18 protein-coding genes are annotated in these 17,523 nt (G+C 66.8%); 9 read left to right on the forward strand and 9 right to left on the reverse strand.

The annotated features are described in order from the left end of the window. Positions 1 to 9 precede the first annotated feature (9 nt). Positions 10 to 1,833 (forward strand): SNF2-related protein, encoded by a 1,824-nt coding sequence (locus tag LZC94_33125; GenBank protein ID WXB12680.1) that lies wholly within the window; start codon positions 10 to 12, stop codon positions 1,831 to 1,833. Between the two features lie 415 nt (positions 1,834 to 2,248). Continuing rightward, positions 2,249 to 2,737 (forward strand): hypothetical protein, encoded by a 489-nt coding sequence (locus LZC94_33130; protein ID WXB12681.1) that lies wholly within the window; start codon positions 2,249 to 2,251, stop codon positions 2,735 to 2,737. A gap of 26 nt (positions 2,738 to 2,763) precedes the next feature. On the opposite strand, the gene LZC94_33135 is transcribed toward LZC94_33130, so the two are convergent. Further along, positions 2,764 to 5,286: a HEAT repeat domain-containing protein gene (locus LZC94_33135; GenBank protein ID WXB12682.1), complete on the reverse strand. Its 2,523-nt coding sequence runs from the start codon at positions 5,284 to 5,286 to the stop codon at positions 2,764 to 2,766. A 47-nt stretch (positions 5,287 to 5,333) separates the two neighbouring features. Here LZC94_33135 and LZC94_33140 point away from each other — a divergent pair, with 47 nt between their 5' ends. Further along, complete coding sequence (locus tag LZC94_33140; protein ID WXB12683.1) at positions 5,334 to 5,747, forward strand: (deoxy)nucleoside triphosphate pyrophosphohydrolase; 414 nt, start codon at positions 5,334 to 5,336, stop codon at positions 5,745 to 5,747. Here LZC94_33140 and LZC94_33145 read toward each other — a convergent pair. Beyond that, on the reverse strand, positions 5,744 to 6,883 hold the full coding sequence (locus LZC94_33145; GenBank protein WXB12684.1) for an alpha-hydroxy-acid oxidizing protein: 1,140 nt from the start codon (positions 6,881 to 6,883) through the stop codon (positions 5,744 to 5,746). The two genes, LZC94_33140 and LZC94_33145, sit on opposite strands and share 4 nt — an antisense overlap. A gap of 41 nt (positions 6,884 to 6,924) precedes the next feature. On the opposite strand from LZC94_33145, the gene LZC94_33150 reads away from it, so the two are divergent. Next, the gene (locus LZC94_33150) at positions 6,925 to 7,374 is read left to right on the forward strand and encodes a ferritin-like domain-containing protein (GenBank protein WXB12685.1); all 450 of its coding nucleotides are present in this window, start codon (positions 6,925 to 6,927) and stop codon (positions 7,372 to 7,374) included. Then, complete coding sequence (locus tag LZC94_33155; GenBank protein WXB12686.1) at positions 7,371 to 8,174, forward strand: bacteriocin family protein; 804 nt, start codon at positions 7,371 to 7,373, stop codon at positions 8,172 to 8,174. Before LZC94_33150 ends, LZC94_33155 begins: the two co-directional genes overlap by 4 nt. Positions 8,175 to 8,253: 79 nt before the next feature. On the opposite strand, the gene LZC94_33160 is transcribed toward LZC94_33155, so the two are convergent. Continuing rightward, complete coding sequence (locus LZC94_33160; protein WXB12687.1) at positions 8,254 to 9,333, reverse strand: FAD-binding oxidoreductase; 1,080 nt, start codon at positions 9,331 to 9,333, stop codon at positions 8,254 to 8,256. 73 nt (positions 9,334 to 9,406) lie between these two features. Further along, positions 9,407 to 10,066, reverse strand: a complete 660-nt coding sequence (locus LZC94_33165; GenBank protein ID WXB12688.1) for a hypothetical protein — start codon at positions 10,064 to 10,066, stop codon at positions 9,407 to 9,409. Positions 10,067 to 10,156: 90 nt separating this feature from the next. On the opposite strand from LZC94_33165, the gene LZC94_33170 reads away from it, so the two are divergent. Next, a complete protein-coding gene (locus LZC94_33170; protein WXB12689.1) occupies positions 10,157 to 10,687 on the forward strand; it encodes a hypothetical protein in 531 nt (176 codons plus the stop codon). 61 nt (positions 10,688 to 10,748) lie between these two features. Then, positions 10,749 to 11,966 carry a tryptophan 7-halogenase gene (locus LZC94_33175; GenBank protein ID WXB12690.1) on the forward strand — a complete coding sequence of 406 codons (1,218 nt, stop codon included), beginning with the start codon at positions 10,749 to 10,751 and terminating at the stop codon, positions 11,964 to 11,966. 6 nt (positions 11,967 to 11,972) lie between these two features. Here LZC94_33175 and LZC94_33180 read toward each other — a convergent pair whose 3' ends face one another. The 5 genes from LZC94_33180 to LZC94_33200 all read right to left on the reverse strand — a co-directional run bounded on the left by LZC94_33180 (position 11,973) and on the right by LZC94_33200 (position 15,785). Beyond that, positions 11,973 to 12,998 carry a PrsW family intramembrane metalloprotease gene (locus LZC94_33180; protein WXB12691.1) on the reverse strand — a complete coding sequence of 342 codons (1,026 nt, stop codon included), beginning with the start codon at positions 12,996 to 12,998 and terminating at the stop codon, positions 11,973 to 11,975. 517 nt (positions 12,999 to 13,515) lie between these two features. Next, entirely contained in the window at positions 13,516 to 13,740 is a 225-nt protein-coding gene (locus tag LZC94_33185) for a hypothetical protein (GenBank protein WXB12692.1), read from the reverse strand. Next, positions 13,737 to 13,934 carry a hypothetical protein gene (locus LZC94_33190; protein ID WXB12693.1) on the reverse strand — a complete coding sequence of 66 codons (198 nt, stop codon included), beginning with the start codon at positions 13,932 to 13,934 and terminating at the stop codon, positions 13,737 to 13,739. The genes LZC94_33185 and LZC94_33190 overlap by 4 nt, the downstream gene beginning before the upstream one ends. 245 nt (positions 13,935 to 14,179) lie before the next feature. Next, the gene (locus LZC94_33195; GenBank protein ID WXB12694.1) at positions 14,180 to 14,635 is read right to left on the reverse strand and encodes a hypothetical protein; all 456 of its coding nucleotides are present in this window, start codon (positions 14,633 to 14,635) and stop codon (positions 14,180 to 14,182) included. Between the two features lie 70 nt (positions 14,636 to 14,705). Then, entirely contained in the window at positions 14,706 to 15,785 is a 1,080-nt protein-coding gene (locus LZC94_33200) for a radical SAM protein (protein WXB12695.1), read from the reverse strand. A gap of 129 nt (positions 15,786 to 15,914) precedes the next feature. Between LZC94_33200 and tatB the strand changes: the two genes are divergently transcribed. Further along, a complete protein-coding gene (gene tatB / locus LZC94_33205; protein ID WXB12696.1) occupies positions 15,915 to 16,622 on the forward strand; it encodes a Sec-independent protein translocase protein TatB in 708 nt (235 codons plus the stop codon). Continuing rightward, positions 16,619 to 17,512, forward strand: coding sequence for a twin-arginine translocase subunit TatC (tatC, locus tag LZC94_33210; protein WXB12697.1), 894 nt, complete (start codon positions 16,619 to 16,621; stop codon positions 17,510 to 17,512). Before tatB ends, tatC begins: the two co-directional genes overlap by 4 nt. The last annotated feature ends 11 nt before the right edge of the window (positions 17,513 to 17,523 follow it).

The raw sequence follows: 17,523 nt of genomic DNA on the forward strand, positions 1-17,523 counted from the left end.
CCCCGACCCATGACCACGATGCGCATGAAGCGCACGCTCTCCTCCCCGGCAAAACCCCGCAGCAACGCGAGCAGCTCTAGCAAGTCTGGAAGCGCTGGGAGCTCGAGGTCGAAGGGCGCGCTCTCCTCTTCGAGCTCGAACCCGAGCGGCCGGGCCTACGTCCTCGACGTTCCCTTTGCCATGCGCGCGGTGGCCATGGCCAGCGGTGCCCGCTGGGACGCGGAACGCAACGTCTTTCTTTACCGCGGCGACGCGCTGCCCGCGGCGCTCGGCCCCTTCCACCCCGCCGCGTACTCGTGGGAAGCGCGCATCCAGCGCGAGCTCGACCTCGAAAGCGGCCACGGTACCGCGCGGCCCACCCAGCCCGCCGGCAAGCCGCGCGCATCCGGCGACGGCAACACGGCCGGTGCCATCACCCTGCGCCCGCACCAATCCGACGCGGTACGCGCGATCCTCGCAGCGCACGCCGCGGAGAGGCCCGGATTTCTTCTGGCCGACGACGTGGGCCTCGGCAAGACGATCACCGCCTGGGAAGCGATCCGCCGCCTGCCGGGGATGCACACGGTGCTCATCGTATGCCCGCTGGCCGTGGTGGCGCATTGGCGGCGCACCATCGAGGCGATGGGCGATGCAGGCAAGGACATCGTGCTGCTCAACTACGAGCGCTTGGGCAAGCTGTTCGAGGTGAGCCCGGAGGCGCGCAAGAAGATCCGATCCAAGAAGGGGCTCGCGCGATCGGGAAAGGCCAGCGACTTCGACGTCATCGTCTGGGACGAGAGCCACCGCTGCAAAAACCCCGCGGCCGCCCGCTCCAAGCTGGCGGCGAAGCTCGTCGGCAGCTCGGAGTTTTGCCTCTGGCTCTCGGCCACCGCCGGCCAGAACCCCCTCGAGCTCTCGTACCTCGCGCCGCTGCTCGCCAGCGTCACCGGGAGCCGCGCCACGGACCTCAAGGACTTCGAAGGGTGGTGCCAGGAGCAGGGGCTCGGTCTCTCGCGCGGAGCGTACGGCCGCTGGGAGTGGCGCGGCGACGCAGGCGACTGCGCCAAGGTGCGCGCGATGCTCTTCGACGCGCGCAAAGGCGCCCCCGCCGCGGGCATCCGCCGCCGGCCCGAGGACATCGCGGGGTGGCCGGAGATTAATCGCATCCTGACCCCCATCGAGCTCGATGGCGAGGCGCGTGAGCTCTACACGCAAGCGTGGACCGAGTTTCGACGCGAGATGGATCTCGCGCCGCGCGGGCGCGATCCCAAATCTGCGCTGGCCGCCACCTTGCGATTGCGCCAGAAGAGCTCCCTCATCCGCGCGGCGGGCACCGTGGAGCTCGCGCGCGAGCTGCTCGACAACGGGCACCAAGTCGCCATCTCGGTCGCCTTCATGGAGACGCTCGGCTCCCTCCGCGAGGCCTTCGAGGCGGAGAAGATCACGTGCGCCGCCATCTACGGCGGCATCCCTGCGCAGGCGCGCGAGGAGGAGCGCCTTCGCTTTCAGCGTGGAAAGGCGCAGGTCGTGCTCTTCACGGTGGAAGAGGGGATCTCGCTGCACCAGGGCGAGCACGTGGACGTGGCCCGCTCCGAGATCATCCACGATCTGCGCTGGTCAGCCATTCAGATGGCGCAGATCGAAGGGCGCTGCCATCGCGATGGGCGCTTTGCGCAAGTGTATTGGGCCTACGCCGACGATACGATCGAGGACCGCATCGCCCGCATCGTCGCGCGCCGCATTCAGTCGATGAAAGAGATGGTCGGCGACGACGTCGAGACGTTGCGCGAAATCGAGCGCCTTCTGCTCGAAGCCCGCCCCGACGATCGCACCGAGGGCGCTTCGCGCAGCTGAGCGGGCGCTTTGCGCACCTGAGCGGGCGCTTTGCGCACCTGAGCAAGCGCCTCGCGCACCTGAGCAGCGCCTCGCGCACCTGAGCAAGCGCCTCGCGCACCTGAGCAAGCGCCTCGCGCGCCTGAGCGGGCGCTTTGCGCACCTGAGCAAGCGCCTCGCGCACCTGTCCGGGACACCCCCTGATCTGTCCCGGACACCCCCCAGCCCCTCGATTCGTCGGAAAATCAAGGGTGCATCCGGCGGCACGCGGTTTGTTCTTACCCCCCGCATGACCGCTCATCAATCGTCCCCGCCCCCTCCCCATCAACCCTTGCCCGCTTCGTTGCCCAAGACGCGAATCGGCCGCCGCAAGCGGCGCGCCTCCGAGTCCTCGAAGCGGCCTTCGAAGCCCGTCGAAGCCCCGAAGCCGTCGCCCGTGACCATCGCAAGCGCCATGGCCCTCGCCCTGGCCGCGCTCCTCACCGCGGCGTGCAGCGCCTCCGCCCGCGACAGCGAATCGGAGGATGCCGCGGTCGAGGTCTCGACCGAGCAAGCCGCCCACCCGCTCATCACGGCCGATCCCGAGCTCGCGGCGGGCGATCTCACGAAGGAGCAGTCCGCGATCGTCCTCAAGCTCCTCGACGACATCTGCGGCGATACGTGGTGCGAAGGCGAATACAACTGGCACTTTCCGAAGATCGACTGCCGCTTCGCCAAGGGCAAATGCACCCTCGGGTTCCGCGTCACCGATCGAAACCCCACGCCGCCCAAGAACTACCGGCGCTCGTGCACGGTCCGCGATGCGCGAGCCTTCACGGACTTGGTGCAAACGGCGCCCAACGGTTACCGATCGCTCGACGAGACCTTCTACGACAACGTCTCGCGTTGCGTTCAGCGGATCGAGGACGATCTAAAGCCGAAGTAGCGGCGCAAGCCCCGGAGGGCAACGCATCAACGTGCGGTGCCCTTCTCGTTGGCGGCCTTGACGGCCTCCGGGATCCGCTCGTCGGTGGCCTTCGGGTTCATCACCTCGAAGAACGCCTGGCGCGCTAGATCGCCGAGGGGCGCGGGCTCGCCGCGGAGCGCGAGGAGCACGCCTTTCTCCTTCATGAACTTCAGGACGAGGATCGCGTCCTCGCGCTTCACGGGGTCCGAGCCGCGCGCGTCGCGGATCAAGCGCACGCGAAGGTTGACGCGCGTCACCGAGTGCGGACCGTTGTCGGCCTCCACGCCTTGCAGGGCGCGCGAGAGGATCAACTTCGGCCAATCCTGCAGCGCGCCGTTCACCTTCACGTGCGCGCACGCCTCGGCGTTTCGGATCCAGCGGGCGAGATCTCCCTTTTCGTAGTTCTTGTCGCTCCAGTACCCGAAGGACCGATTGTAGATGTCCTTGATCTCCTCGAGCGCCTCCGCGTTCACGTCGTTGTACGAGGCCACGGCGTGGGTCGCGGTCTCCGTATCGCCGCCGATGAGCAGCGCGAGCACGGCGTCGCTTCGCGTGTTGGGATCGCCCAGCTTGGCCTCGAGTTGCTTGGCGACTTCGGGCGCCACGCCCCCGAACCCGATGGCGCGCGCGGCTTGATGCCTCACCTCCATCGACATGTCCGGGTTCAGCAAGGGCACGAGGCCGCGCGTGGCCGCGGGCACCGGACGGTGCACCAAGGTCTCCAAGTAGCAAGCGCGGATGAGCGAGCTCTTGGGATCCGGCTTGTTGAAGTCGTGAACCTTCTTCACCACCTCGCCGAGCTGGTCGTCGGTCGCCACCCACGAGAGCGCAAAGCATGCTTCCAGGCGCGACTGCTCGTTGTTCTCGGAGTTCTCGATGTACTTCGTGAGCAGCGAGTAGGCGCGCGCGTCACCCCATTCGGCGAAGCCGTCGGAGGCGCCCACACCAAGGCCGCGCAAGGTCATGCCGAGAACGGCGAGGCCGCCTTGCATGAGCGCATCCATCGTGGTGTCGATCTTGGGCGGCTTGCGATTGAGCTGCCGCTCCAAGATGCCCCAGCTCGAGGGATCCTTCGTCATACCCAAGTAGCGGAGCGCGCTCTGCGCCGTCGCCCACGTGGGGGGAAAATCTTGCTGCCCCTCCTTCGGGAGCGGATCCCTCGGATCGCCCCACTTGCGCAGCAAGGTCAATCCGCGCGCAGAGCCGGCCGCCGCCAAGAAGCGCATGCCGTTGGCGTGGGGCTGCGGCAGATCGGTGGTCCAGAAGATGGCGCCATCCTCCGCCACCGAGAGAATGTCGTTGCGCTTGTCCGGGTGGAGCACCGCCAAATCGGCCAGCATGCGCGCGGCCACCACCCGCTCGTTGTCGTCGCGCACCAGCTCCGGATCGTCGACCTTGTTGTAGAGTTTGAGCGGATCTTGCTTAAGGCGCCAGCCGAGGGTGGTGGCAGCCCGCGCATCGCCAATCTCGGCCAGGCGGAGCGCGGCCTCCGTCTTCCAGTGCGGCTTGGGGTTGGTGGCGATGTACTGCACGAGCATGTCGCCGCCGCGCGGGTCGGAGAGCTCCTTCATCATGTCGAAGAGCTGCCGCGTCTGCGCCTTTTCGCGCTCGGGGTTGTCGTGCGAGACGCTCTTGATGGCCAAAATGAGCCCCTTGGCGCCGACGCCATCGCGCAGTGCCTCGAGAAATTTCCCGCGCGACGGTTTGTCGGCGCGCGAGAGCGCGTCGAGCAGCGGGCCGACGGCGTCCTCGCTGCCGATGCGGCCCAAGCCGACGGCGGCCTCGCGGGCGACCTCGATCGACGGGTCTTTCACGAGCTTGATGAGCACGGAGGTCCACTTGGCGTCGCCCGTGCGCGAGAGCACGGTGGCGATGAGCTGGCGCACGCTCTCGCTCTCGTCGGCGGCGTAGCTGGCCAGCTTCTCCAGCGGCACCATGCTGGCCAAAAGCTCCGGATCGAAGGCGGGAACGCCGTCCAGGCGCTGCACCTTGGAGAGGTGCCCCAAGCGGTATTCGGCGAGCACCGCCTCGAAGGCGCTCGCCTCGTGAAGGGTGGCCAGGGCCCAGGAAATTTGTGGTTTGTCGCTGCTGTCGGCTTCTTGCAGCGCCTTGAGCAAGGCCGGCTTGGCCGAGTCGGCCGCGGGGGAGCCGTATTCGAGGATGGCCTGCGCCGCCGTACCGCGCACCCGGTGATCGTCGGAGGCGAGGCCCTTGATGATCAGCTCGAGCCCCGTGGGATCGTGCGCCCACGCGAGCTCCGCGAACGCCTCCTGCTGGAGCGCGGGCACGTCGTTTCGAGCGGCCCACGCGCGCCACTTGGGGATGGCTTCCTGCTTGGCAAGCACGTAAATGTGCTTTCTTTCCGCGGCGATCTCCTTGACCCCGAGCTTCTCCGATTGCCCCTTGGCCGCCAGCACGGCGAAGACGGCGCCGCCCAGCACAGCGAGCGCGCCGAGGCCAATGGCGATCGGCTTGAAGGCCCCCTTCTTGAAGTTTCCTTCTTCGACGTCGAAGTCATTGCCTTGCATCGCCCCGAGACGATATCAGAGCGCAGGTTCCGAGGATCCCCTTAAGAATGAATACCGTCATCGTTGCTGCTGCAATTTTGATCGAAGACGGCCGCGTCCTTCTCACGCAGCGCAAGGCGGGCGGGCACCTCGCCGGCGCCTGGGAATTTCCCGGCGGAAAGGTCGAGCTGGGGGAGGACCCGAAGGAAGCGCTCGCGCGCGAGCTCCACGAAGAAGTGGGTATCTTCGTGCGCGTCGGTGAGATTGTAGACGTGACGTTCCACCGCTACGATGACGCGAACAAAGCAGTGTTGCTGCTCTTTTACGAAGTGGAGCGCACCGCCCCCTCGCCCGCCCCCCAGGCCATCGACGTGGCCGCGCTGAAGTGGGGCGACGAGGGCGACCTCGATCCCGCGCAGTTTCCGCCGGCGGACGTGGCCATCTTGTCCAAGGTGCGGCGAAGGCTCGGCGCGAAGGGTTAGCGGCGAACCAGCATATCGCGCGTGACGGCGTCGATGGCGGGGCAGCCTGCGAGGGTCATGGCGTGCACCAGCTCCGAGCGGAGAATATCGAGCACGCGGGCGACCCCTGCTTCCCCGAAAGCGGTGAGCCCCCAGACGATGGGGCGCCCCACGAGGACCGCGCGCGCGCCGAGGGCGAGCGCCTTGAAGACGTCGGTGCCCCAGCGCACGCCGCCGTCGAGGAGCACGTCGACGCCGGCTTGCGCGCCGAGGGCTTCGACCACGGACGGGAGCGCGTCGAGGGTGGCCACGGCAGAGTCGAGCTGACGGCCGCCGTGGTTCGAGACGATGATGCCGGCGACGCCGGAGTCCCGCGCGCGAAGCGCATCGTCGGCGCGCACGATCCCCTTGAGGACGAGCGGCATCCGCGTCCACGCGCGGATCGACGCGAGGTCGTGCCAGGTGAACGACGCATCATGCCGCGCCGCAATTTGTGCGTGGCGGAACGCGGGGTCTTTTGCCTCGATGCCGTCGCCCGGGGCAAACAGGTTGGCCATGTGCATGCCGTCGGGGAGCCCGAACGCATTGCGCACGTCCCGAAGCCGTCGCCCGAGCACCGGCGTATCTACCGTAACGACCAGCGCGCCATATCCGCTCGCCTCCGCGCGCTCCACCAGCGACCGGGTCAAGCCGCGATCTTTGTGCACGTAAAGCTGAAACCACCGCGACGCGCCTCCGACCGATGCGCCCCCCGCAGACGCGCCTGCGGCATCGTACGTGGCGGCAATGTCCTCGAGCGACGTCGTCGCCAAGGTCGACGCGACATAGAGCGTCCCGCTGCCCCCCGCAGCGCGAGCGGTCGCCCGCTCCCCCTCGGGGTGCGCCAGGCGATGGTAGGCGGTCGGGGCGATGAGGATCGGCGAGGCGAGCTCCTGACCGAGCACGCGAACGCGCGTATCGACGCGGCTCACGTCCACGAGCACGCGGTAGGCAATCGCCCATTTCCGGAAGGCGCCGCGGTTCGCGCGACGCGTGTATTCTGCATCCGATCCCGAGCGAAAGTAGTCGACCGTGCTCTTTGGAAGCATCGTGCGCGCCAGGCGTTCGACATCGCGGACCGTAAGAAGCGACGACACCTCGAGCGTGGGCTCCGTCATACCCCTAGCGTACACCTGCGATCGTCGTTATGGAGTCTCCCATGTCCAGCGAAGGCTTGCACGAGGCGGAAGAACGGCTGTCCGAGCAGACCAAGAACATGCACCGGGCGATTGTCTCGCTCATGGAGGAGCTCGAGGCGGTCGATTGGTACCAACAACGCGCGGAGGGAGCGACGGATGATGCCCTGCGCGCGGTGATCGAGCACAACCGCGATGAAGAAATCGAGCACGCATCGATGACGCTCGAGTGGATCCGTCGAAACAACCCACGCTTCGACGAAAACCTCCGCACCTACCTGTTCACGAGCGATCCCATCACCGAAATCGAGGAGGTGGAGATGGCTGCCGAGGCGCAGGGCGAGGGCGGCGCGAGCGAAGGAGCACCACGAGCAGCAAACAAGGGGGGCGAAACCACGAACCGGCCCAAGGCTGCATCATCCCGAGCGGCGGACGGCTCGCTTGCCATCGGCAGCTTGAAGGAGACCCCATGAACCTGCTCAAACGAGAGCTGGCCCCCATCCTCCCCGAAGCGTGGGAGCACATCGACGAAGAAGCCACCCGCGTGCTCAAGCTGAACCTCGCCGGGCGCAAGCTCGTCGACTTCAAGGGCCCCCACGGGTGGAAGTTCGCGGCCGTCAACACGGGCCGGCTGGAGTTCCTCAAGGAGTCCCCCGTGGCCGACGTGGCGGCCGGCGTGCGCTCGGTGCAGCCGCTCATCGAGATTCGCACCCCGCTCCACCTCGATCTGCTGGACCTCGACTCGGTCGCGCGCGGCGCGGACGACCCCGATTTGTCCGAGGTGGTTCGCGCCTCCGAGCGCATCGCGCGCGCCGAGGACAGCGCCATCTTCAACGGCTACAAAGCGGGGCAAATCGACGGCATCATCGACACCAGCCCGCACCCGCCCATCGACGTGCGCGCCGTGGAGTCGTGGCCGCAGAGCATCGTGCAAGCCAAGGAAGTCTTGCGCGCGGCCGGCATCTCGGGCCCGTACGCCATCGCGCTCGGCAAGCAAGCCTACGACGAGCTCTCGGCCGGAAGCGAAGATGGATACCCGCTGCGCAAGCGCATCGAGCGATCCCTCATCGAGGGTCCCTTCGTCTGGGCCCCCGCCATCCAAGGCGCGGTCTTGCTCTCGATCCGCGGCGGCGACTACGAGCTCACCGTGGGCCAAGATCTCTCCATCGGGTACGCGTACCACGACAAGCACTCCGTGGAGCTCTACATCACGGAGTCCTTCACCTTCCGCGTGCTCGAACCCGCCGCGGCGGTGGTGCTCAAGCGCGTTTGAGAGGCGGAGGGATCGCGCGTTCGAGCGCTCGAGCGTCACGCCCGAGCGCTCGAACATGCGAGCCTTCGCGTATTCGCGTTTACGACGACGCGAAGATCGACTGCGCGATGTCGTCGGCGGTGATCTTCGCGAGCACGATCCCGCTGCGGTAGTGGCCGGTCGCCCAAAAGAGGCCCGGGATGCTGGAGCGCCCCACCAGCGGGCGCTCCGCGTGGGGCCGAAAGCCCATCCACGTCGAGGAGAGCGACGCTTCGGCGAGCGAAGGGATCGTGCGGATGGTGCCATCGAGGATATCGCGCACCGCGCCGGCGGTGATCTCGCGGCGGTAGCCCACGAACTCCACGGTGGAGCCGCAGTACACGCGGCCATCGCCGCGGGGGATCGCATAGGCCGGCCCGCGAACGATGGGCGTGGCGAGCCGCGGAGGGCGCTCCTCGAGCTGCACCACTTGACCGCGCGCAGGGCGCACCGGCGCGAGCTCCTTCTCGATGCCGGGGAGCAAGGACGACCAGCTCCCCGCGGCCAGCACCGTCGCATCGGCCTGCACGACATTCGATTGCCCCGCGGCCGGCGGCGCCGCGAGCGCCACACCGGTGCAGCGTCCGCCCTCGAGCAGCATGCGTTCGACCACCGCACCGCTGCGCAAGCTGACATTGCGCTTCTTCGCTAAAGAGGCCACGAGCGCCCGCAGGAGCGCAGGCGGATCGACCTGCGAATCATCGGGAAAATACGCGCACGCTCCGACGTCGGCGGAGAGCTCCGGCTCGATGGATCGCGCCTGCACACCGTCGATCAGCTCGGCGCGCTGCCCCCGCGCGCGCTGCAGCGCCACGATGCGGGTGAGCCTCTCGCGCTCGACCGGGTCGCCCGTCATCACGATGAGGATGCCCGACACGCGGTAGCCCACGTCGATGCCGGTCTCGCCGCGGAGCTCCTCGATCCAGGGCCCGTACGCATCGCGCGCGCGCACGAGCCGCTCGATCTGCTCCGGATCGTCCTCGTCGATCTCGGCGCCTGCGCCCAGCATGCCCGCCGCCGCGCTCGAAGCCTCGGAGCCGGGGACGGCTCGCTCGAGAAGCACGACCTCGGCCCCGCGCTTCGCCAACTCGAGCGCGGTCGCGCACCCAATGACCCCCGCACCAATCACCGCCACACGCATGCCCGAGCCTTAGCACCAAAAAATGCAGCGTGTCTGTCTCTTCCAAGCCGCCCATGCTGCAACGCGGAGCGCCCTAGCGTACTCGTCGAGTCAGGCGCACAAACGTCACCACGTTCCACACGGCGAACCCCATGAAGAGCGCCATCAAGGCGAGCGACCATCGCGCCCGGCCCGGCGTCTCGCCATCGACCAAGAGCCACGAGCTCTCCGGCGCGCTCGCCCCGCCCTCGTTGATGCGCGCATGAAGTCCGCGATGACGGGGTCCCGTGGCATCGAAGCGCACCAGGCGACCCGTAAAGGTGCTCGGCGGAACGAAGCGCGCGCTCTCCTGCCCCGACGGAACGCGAATCTCGACCCACAGATCCGAGCGCCCCGCCACCGGCGCCAGCCGGTACGAGTCGGACTCGAAGGGGCGCTCGTAGCGGATCGCGCCGCTCGCGCCCAGCATACCGCGCGCGGTGGTGAAGCGATTTTGACCTACATCGCCCGGGCGCAAGGTGAGCAGCTCGCCCGCGTCGAAGGGCTCGGGCTGCGCAAACGCATACGCCGCGTCGCGGGCCAAGGAGAACACCATGGCGAGCGATGCCAGGGCCGTAAAAATCAAGAGCGCGAGGGTCCAGGTACGTTCGCGTCGCGGAGGCTCGGGGAGCTCCAAGAGCTCCGGATCGAGCTCCTCGCGGGCCGGGTCCCCGGGAAATGCCTGCGCATCTTGCGCGCGGTGGAGGTCTCTCATCGGACGCACATCCAGGTTGACATCTGCCGTGCGCGAACGTTCCGTAAATTTTCTCAACGGCGGCGTCGTAGGCAGGGTAGGCTTTTTGCCATGGCCAAGGCCGTCGCGTGCCCCAATTGCGGCTTTACCCAAAATCCCCCCAACGCCGTGCGTTGCGCCTCGTGTGGCGCCAAGATGGAAAGCTTGGGCCGAGCCGGCCGCTCGCGCGAAGAGGACCTCGAGCGGCGCTACCAACAGGAAGGGCTGAGCATCCGCTGGATGTTCATCGCCCTGGCCGTTCAGGTCGTTCTTACGGCCGCGCTCGTCTTCGGGCTGCCGGTCATCATCAGCGCGCTCGATTTCGAAGGGGGCAACGGGATGATCGTGTGCATCCCCGTGTGGTTCCTCGGGGGCCTGCTCATCGGCATGATCTCGCCGGGCCGCACCTTCATCGAGCCCGTGATCGCGAGCTTCATCGTGGCCATCCCGACCACGTTCGTGCTGGTGCAGAATCAAACCGTGCGCATGATCCCCACCTTTCTTTATGTGATCATGGCCTCCATCGGGGTCCTGTTCACATTGGTGGGAGCCTACATCGGCGAGCGCATTCAGCTCGGACCTCCACCGAAGACTGCGGAATAACGAAGAACACGAAACTGAGGAAAGAAGCGGCGAGCCTACGGCGCCGTTTGCCCATCCCTTCATGAAGTTCGATGTCATCATCGCGGGCGGTGGCCCCGGGGGCTCCATTTGCGCCGCAGCGCTCGCGCAAAAAGGCCGGCGCGTGCTCGTGCTCGAGAAGGCGCGCTTTCCGCGTTTTCACCTGGGTGAGTCGCTGCTGCCGCAGTCGATGCCCATTCTGGACGCGCTGGGGCTCATGCCCGAGCTGCACCGCCGCTTCCTCGTCAAACGCGGCGCCAACTTCCACGAGCACGGCACCGGCAAATCGGCGCGCTACGACTTCGCCGAGGCGTTCGACCGAAGCACCACCTATGCGTTCGAGGTGCCGCGCGACGAGTTCGACGAGGTGCTGCTCCGCCGCGCCGAGTCCCTGGGGGCCGAGATCCGCGAGGGTTGGACGGTGACCCGCATCGTGTTCGACGGCGGGCGCGCGGTCGGCGTGGAGGCCAAAACCCCCGAGGGCGCCACGCAAATGCTCCCCGCGCACTTCGTGGTGGACGCCACCGGCCGCGACGCGCTCCACGCCCACACCACGCGCACCACCGTCAAAGTTCCGCGCCTCGACAAGACCGCGCTGTTCTCCCATTTCCGCGGCGCGTACCGCGACACGGGCGATCGCGAGGGCGACATTCAAATCGTGATTTTCCCGGCCGGGTGGTTCTGGGTCATCCCCTTCAAAGACGGACGCACCAGCGTGGGCGCCGTCGTCTCCAGCGCCTGGATGAAGACGCGCGCCCCCGGCGAGAGCGTCGACGCGCTCTACCGTCGGGCGATCCAAAGCTCCGACGTGGCCACCCGCATGCTCCAAGGCGCCGAGCAGCTCTTCCCCGCGGAGGCCACCGCCGATTTCAGCTTCCGCGTGCAAAACCTGGTGGGCCCCGGGTGGCTCACCATCGGCGACGCAGGCGGATTCATCGATCCCCTCTTCTCGACGGGCGCGCACCTGGCCATGTACGGCGGCTTCCACGCGGGCGACGCCATCCACCAAGCGCTCACCGACGGAGACGTGGCCCCCGCCCGCTTCGCCCCCTGGGAGCAACTCATCCGGCGCGGCGCCGAAATGTTCCTCGGCAGCGTGCAAGCTTTCTACGACGGCACCCTCACCGAGTACCTCTTCGCGGACAAGCCGCACCCCTTCATGAAGCGCTCGATCACCTCCATGCTCGTGGGCGACGTCTTCAACGGCGACGCCCGCTGGACCCGCGAGATCCAGCAGCGCTTCCCAGCCGTGCTCGAATAGCGCGCACTAATTCCCAATCCAAATACCGCGCTGATTCGCCAAATACACCTCCTGCCGCAGGCGCGCCTCTTTGAGGTCGAGCCCCTTGCCGCGCTCTCCGCGGCGGCGCCGGTTCTTGATGAACGCGAGCTCCACCAGGGCGAGCTGCTTGTGCCGGCGCTGGCGGAAGGCGGACCAGCCCATGGAAAAGAGGATGGCCCAGTTGCGCCAGCCTAGGGTCACGTAGGTGCTGATCAAGGCGAGCTCGCTCGGGTGAATGAGGCCGCCCAGCTCACCGGTGAGCTCGCGGATGACGATGGCGCGATCGCGGACCACCAGGGCTCCGAGGAGGACGAAGAAGAGCATCACGATGACCCAGGTGCACAGGATCATCAGCACGGCGCCTTCACCGCCGAAGAAGGTGGGCAGGCCGTTGTGAAAGGCGTGCATGCCGACGGCCGCGATGTAGCCGCCGATGGGGGCCACGATCTTGACGAAGAGGTTGCGGGATTCGGCGGCGATGCCGAAACCGAGGCCGGTGCACGCGGTGAAGGTGCAGTGTGAGAGCCCCAAAAGCACGGTGCGGACGAAGAAGAGGCCCACGAATCCGCCCAACCCCGACTCGGCGAATTGGCCGGCGACATAGAGAATGTCCTCGGTCAATGTGAAGCCGAGGCCGATGATGCCGCCGTAAATGGCGCCGTCGAGCGGGCCGTCGAACTCGCGGAGGCCGAGCGCGCTGATGCCTGCGACCAGCGCGACGCCGATGCCCTTGAACCCCTCTTCGAACACGGGGGCGAGCACGGTGGCGCCGAAGGCCTGGATGCCGGGATCGTCTTGAGCCGCACCGGTCATGTTGCTCGCGAGCGCTTCGCCAACACCGCTGGAAATACCGCCGCCCAAGGTGGCAAAGATGGCGCCCCAGAGAAAGGCGCCGATGAGCAGCCACCAGGGCTCCGGCTCGAATCGATCGCACCAGCGAACGAGCAGCGCGTAAAGCACGACCAACGGGGTGACGAAGCAAAGTCCGAGAATGACTCCGACGAAGAACATGCCGCCCCTACGCTAACACGCTCGGCCATACCTCTTGGTAGGTACGGTGTCGCCGCCGCCGCCGGCCCGCCCTCGCCCTTCCCGTGCCTCGACGGCGCGCGCGTCAACGCGCGCGAAAAAGGAATCGGGCAACGAGGTGAGTCGTTGCCCGATCGGCAGTGACGTAAGCAAAGGAAGAGTGGCGGTAACGACGATTGCGAAGATCGATTCGGCGCGCACACCGACCCATCGGCCGGGGAAGGCTCGCCTCCGCGCGCACGCGGGTTGGGATCGATCGCACGGCACCCTCGGCGAAGTTCGCCGTCCACCCTTCCTACGAAGATGAGCGACAGAACCTTTAACGCCGCGGCGTTTTTTTTAAACGACGGCCATCCACACGAAGCGCGCAACACCTTGCGCCGATGCGGCTTTGCCGAACGCTCGGATATGTTCGTCCCCGACATATGGAGCGCGCACGCGCCTCTCCCATCGGATCACGCGCATCGGGACACGCGCCGCTCCACCGAAGCTCGTTTGCCTAGCCTTTGAGCACGCTTCGTTCGAGGTCGGCCGCGCGCATGGCTTGGTCGGCCGCGAGCTGCTCCTGTTTCTGCACGCGCCAGAGCAGGAAAAATGGCGGTCCCAAAAGGACGGCCGCCGGCAGGAGCGCGACGAGAGCCATCCCCATGGCAAACGCCAGCATCCCCCCAAATGCGATCAAGGTGACCACCAGAAACGCGATGAAGAGCGCTTTGGTGATCATGGGACCACGGTGGTCTGCGAGGGGAATAAGAGGAGATACGCCATGGCGACGGTGGCGAACAGCGCCACGAGAATCGCAACCATGGCGAAGATCAATGCGTGCGAGCGCTCTTTCCGAATCAAGTCGAGCGCCTCGGGGACTTCCCCGCCATACGAAAAAATGGGCGGCGGGGTATGCGGATGCGCGTGAGCCATGACTCGCCTCCTTGGCAATGCTTCTTGCCGTTGGCGAGACGAACAAAGAAGCATCTTTCGCACCCCCAGCCCGCAACCCTTTCGTCGAGGAATGCGCATGCTCAGTGAGGCAAGACGCACCGCCCACGCCCCACGTGTGACAAATGAGCGCGCCGCAAGCGCAGGATTCTGCCGCGCGCGCCATCCGTTTGGCGGAAAGCGCTCTGCGGCATCAGCGGACGCCGAACGCCTGGCGCCTCTTCGACCTACCCGTAGGCCGGCCCTTGCTTGCTCTTGGCGACCGCCGCGAGCGCGCGCATCACTTCCACCACGAGCCGCTCGGGCGACGAGCGACCGATGGCCGCGGACAGACCGAGCAATGTGGCGCGGGCGCGCGCGCCCGAAGCGCGATCGCTGTCATCCACCACGGCCAGCACGGGCACCGGCGTATCCTCGAGCTTTGCGCAGAACTCGCCGAACGACGCGTCCTCCTCGTGCTCCACGATGTTCATATCGAGAAGAACGAGCGACGGCGACGATTCGCGTACGTGATCGACGGCATCGACGAGATCGGTGGCACCGACGGTCGTAAAGCCTGCGCCATCGAGCACGCTCTTGACCACTTTGCATCGCGCTTCGTCGCAATCGACATACAGGACGAGCGGTGCCTTCGGACGTGTTGCGGAGCGCTCCGTGCGAAACGAGGGCGGCGAACGGTCCATGAGCCGTCAAGCTTAGCGCGTCCTCGCAAAGCCTAAAGCGCAAGCATACATTTCGCGCCGTGCGGTTCAGCTACATTCGCGCCGCGAGCTGTCCACACGCGGCCGCCACATCGGATCCACCGCTGTAGCGCTTGTGCGTGAAAACGCCACGTTGTCGCATGGTCTCGCGAAATTGTTCCTCGCGGTCGAGCGACGTGCGCACAAAGGGATCGGCCTCGGTGTCGATTTGATTGTACGCGAGGATCGAGAGCCTCGGTCGCACCCCCGCGCGCTTGGCAAAGTCGAGCGCGCGATCGGCGAGGGCGTGCGCGTGCGCTTCGCCATCGTTGATGCCTTGGAGCAAGGTCATCGCCCACATGGGCGAGAGCCCGGTGGTCTGGGCGTGCTCGACGGCGGCATCGAGCACCGCGTCGAGTGAAAAGGTATCGTCGATGGGCATCAAATTGCGGCGCACCTCGGTGATCGCGCTGCCCAAGGAGAGCCCGAGCCGCACCTTCGGCAGCTCGCGCGCAAGACGGCGGATCCCGGAGGGGAGCCCCGAGGTGCACACGGTGATGGCACGCGCGTCGATGGCTTGCGCGCTGGGATCGCAGAGCACGCGAATCGCTTCGATGACGCGGTCGAGGTTGGCGAGCGGCTCGCCCATCCCTTGAAAAACCACGCCGTGCACGCGCTCGCCCGCGCGAAGCCCGCGCCGCACCCAGCGCACCTGCTCGACGATCTCCCAGATCTCCAGGTTGCGCCGCAATCCAAGGCGCCCCGTCGCGCAGAAGGCACACGCCAGCGCACAACCAATCTGCGAGCTGACGCACACGGAGAAACGCCCCGCGCGCTCCAGGGGAATGCGCACGGTCTCGAACAGCTCCCCGGGCCCGTCGTCGACCGCGCTCCCCGCGCGCCCGGTCTGCGCGGCGCGAAAGAGGAGCTTGCGAAAGGGATCGAGCTGGCTCGCTTCTTCGCGAACCAGGGTGAGCTCTGGCACATGGCCCCCGGCGCGGACCCGGTCGAGGCTGACCCGGCGGACCTCGGCGAGAGGCTCCCGGAGGTCCTTTTGACGATGCACCGCGCTGACGATTTTGCGGGCCTCCGCAAGCGAAATCGCAAACGCCTCGGCGAGCGCGACAGGGGTTGCTCCTTGGAGGGCCAACATGCCCGCTTCTATAGCTCGATCTCGGCAGCGGGAGCGAAGGATCCGGGCGACGGGAACGAGGCGGAACGAACCCGGAATGATTGGGGGTCCGAAAGGGGCGCGTGTGCTAGGTTTCGCCCGACTTCGAGCATGTTCGGACTGAGCTTCGGCGAGCTGGTGGTGTTGATCGTGGTGGCGGTCGTCGTGATCGGTCCACGCGATCTGCCCAAAATGCTGGGAAAGCTCGGGCGATTCGCCGGAAAAATGAGGCGGATGGCCGCGGACCTCCGGCATCAGAGCGGCATCGACGAGGTGCTGCGCGCCGAGGGCATCCAGGAGAACATTCAGGAGATTCGCAAGCTGGCGCGCGGTGAGCTGGACCAACTCACCGAGGCGGCGCGCATGCCCGAGAGGCCGTTCGGCCCCGATCCCGACCCCGCGGTGGCTGCCTCGAGCGCGGCAAGCACCTCTTCGAGCCTGTCGGGTTCCACGAACGCGGCCGGCGGATATGCACCCACACCTTACGGCGGGCACACGTCCTACGGTGGCGAAGACGACATCGACTACGTGGGCGCGCGCAATCGCGAGTACCCGCGCGAGGGAGCCGACTCCGGCAACGCCATGCCCGATACGGCGTTCATGTACACCGAACCCTTGCGACCGAGCCCGCTCGCGAGCGATCCGCTGTACATGACGGGCGATCCCCACGGCGTGATCCCCGCTCCTCCTCCGCCGCCGGTCGATCCTGCGTATCCCGAAGAGTCGACGGATCTGCAGGAGTCCCACGAGCCGGGAGAGGCTCGAGAGCCACATGAACCCGTCGAGGTTCGCGAGCCTCGCGATTTGGGCGCACCATGAGCGAAGCCGAAATCCGCGGACAGAACGAGACCATTCCGTCCGGCATCACGAACTCCACGAGCAGCTCGGGCGGCTCGAGCGAAGGCGATCCCCTCCCCGAGTCCGACGTCAAGATGACGATCTGGGAGCACCTGGGCGAGCTGCGCACGCGCGTGTTTCGCGCCGCCATCGGGCTGTTCGTGTGCACGGCGGCCTGCTGGGGGTTTCGCGAGAAGATCCTGGCGTGGCTGGTCAAGCCTTATGAAGCGCAGTGGATCGCGCGGAAGTTCCCGGGGGTCCCCGAGCTTCAGACCCTGGGGCCCGCCGATGTTTTCGTGGGCTACATGCAGCTCTCGCTGGTGGGCGGCGCCATCTTCTCGGCCCCGGTGATCTTTTATCAGCTTTGGGCGTTCATCAGCCCCGGGCTGTATTCGCGCGAGAAGCGCTTCATCGTCCCCTTCGTGGTCTTCTCGACGGGCCTGTTCCTGTCGGGGGTCTTCTTTGGGTACTACGTCGCGTTTCCATTTACGTTCAGCTACTTCTTTTCGCTGCTCGGCCAAGTCAGCGACGCCGGCATGGTGCTCACCCAGCGGCCCACGCTCGAGCTGTATCTCGACTTCGCGACGACCATGCTGCTCGCATTTGGGTTCGTCTTCGAGCTGCCGCTCTTCATCTCGTTTTTGGCCATCGCGGGCCTCGTTACACCGACGCAGCTCGTAAAATTCAGCCGCTGGGCGATTCTCCTCTCCTTTATCGTGGGGGGAGTCGTCACGCCGGGTCCTGAAATTTCGAGCCAGCTCGCCGTCAGCCTTGCGCTCATCGTTCTCTACTTCGTGTCCGTCGTCATCGCGTTCTTCGTAGCGCCCAAGAAGCGCCCGGACGACGACGACAGCAAGGCGGCGTCGACCTAACCCGCATCGAG

Source organism: Sorangiineae bacterium MSr11954, from assembly GCA_037157815.1.
In the GTDB taxonomy this organism is placed as follows: domain Bacteria; phylum Myxococcota_A; class Polyangia; order Polyangiales; family Polyangiaceae; genus Pendulispora; species Pendulispora albinea.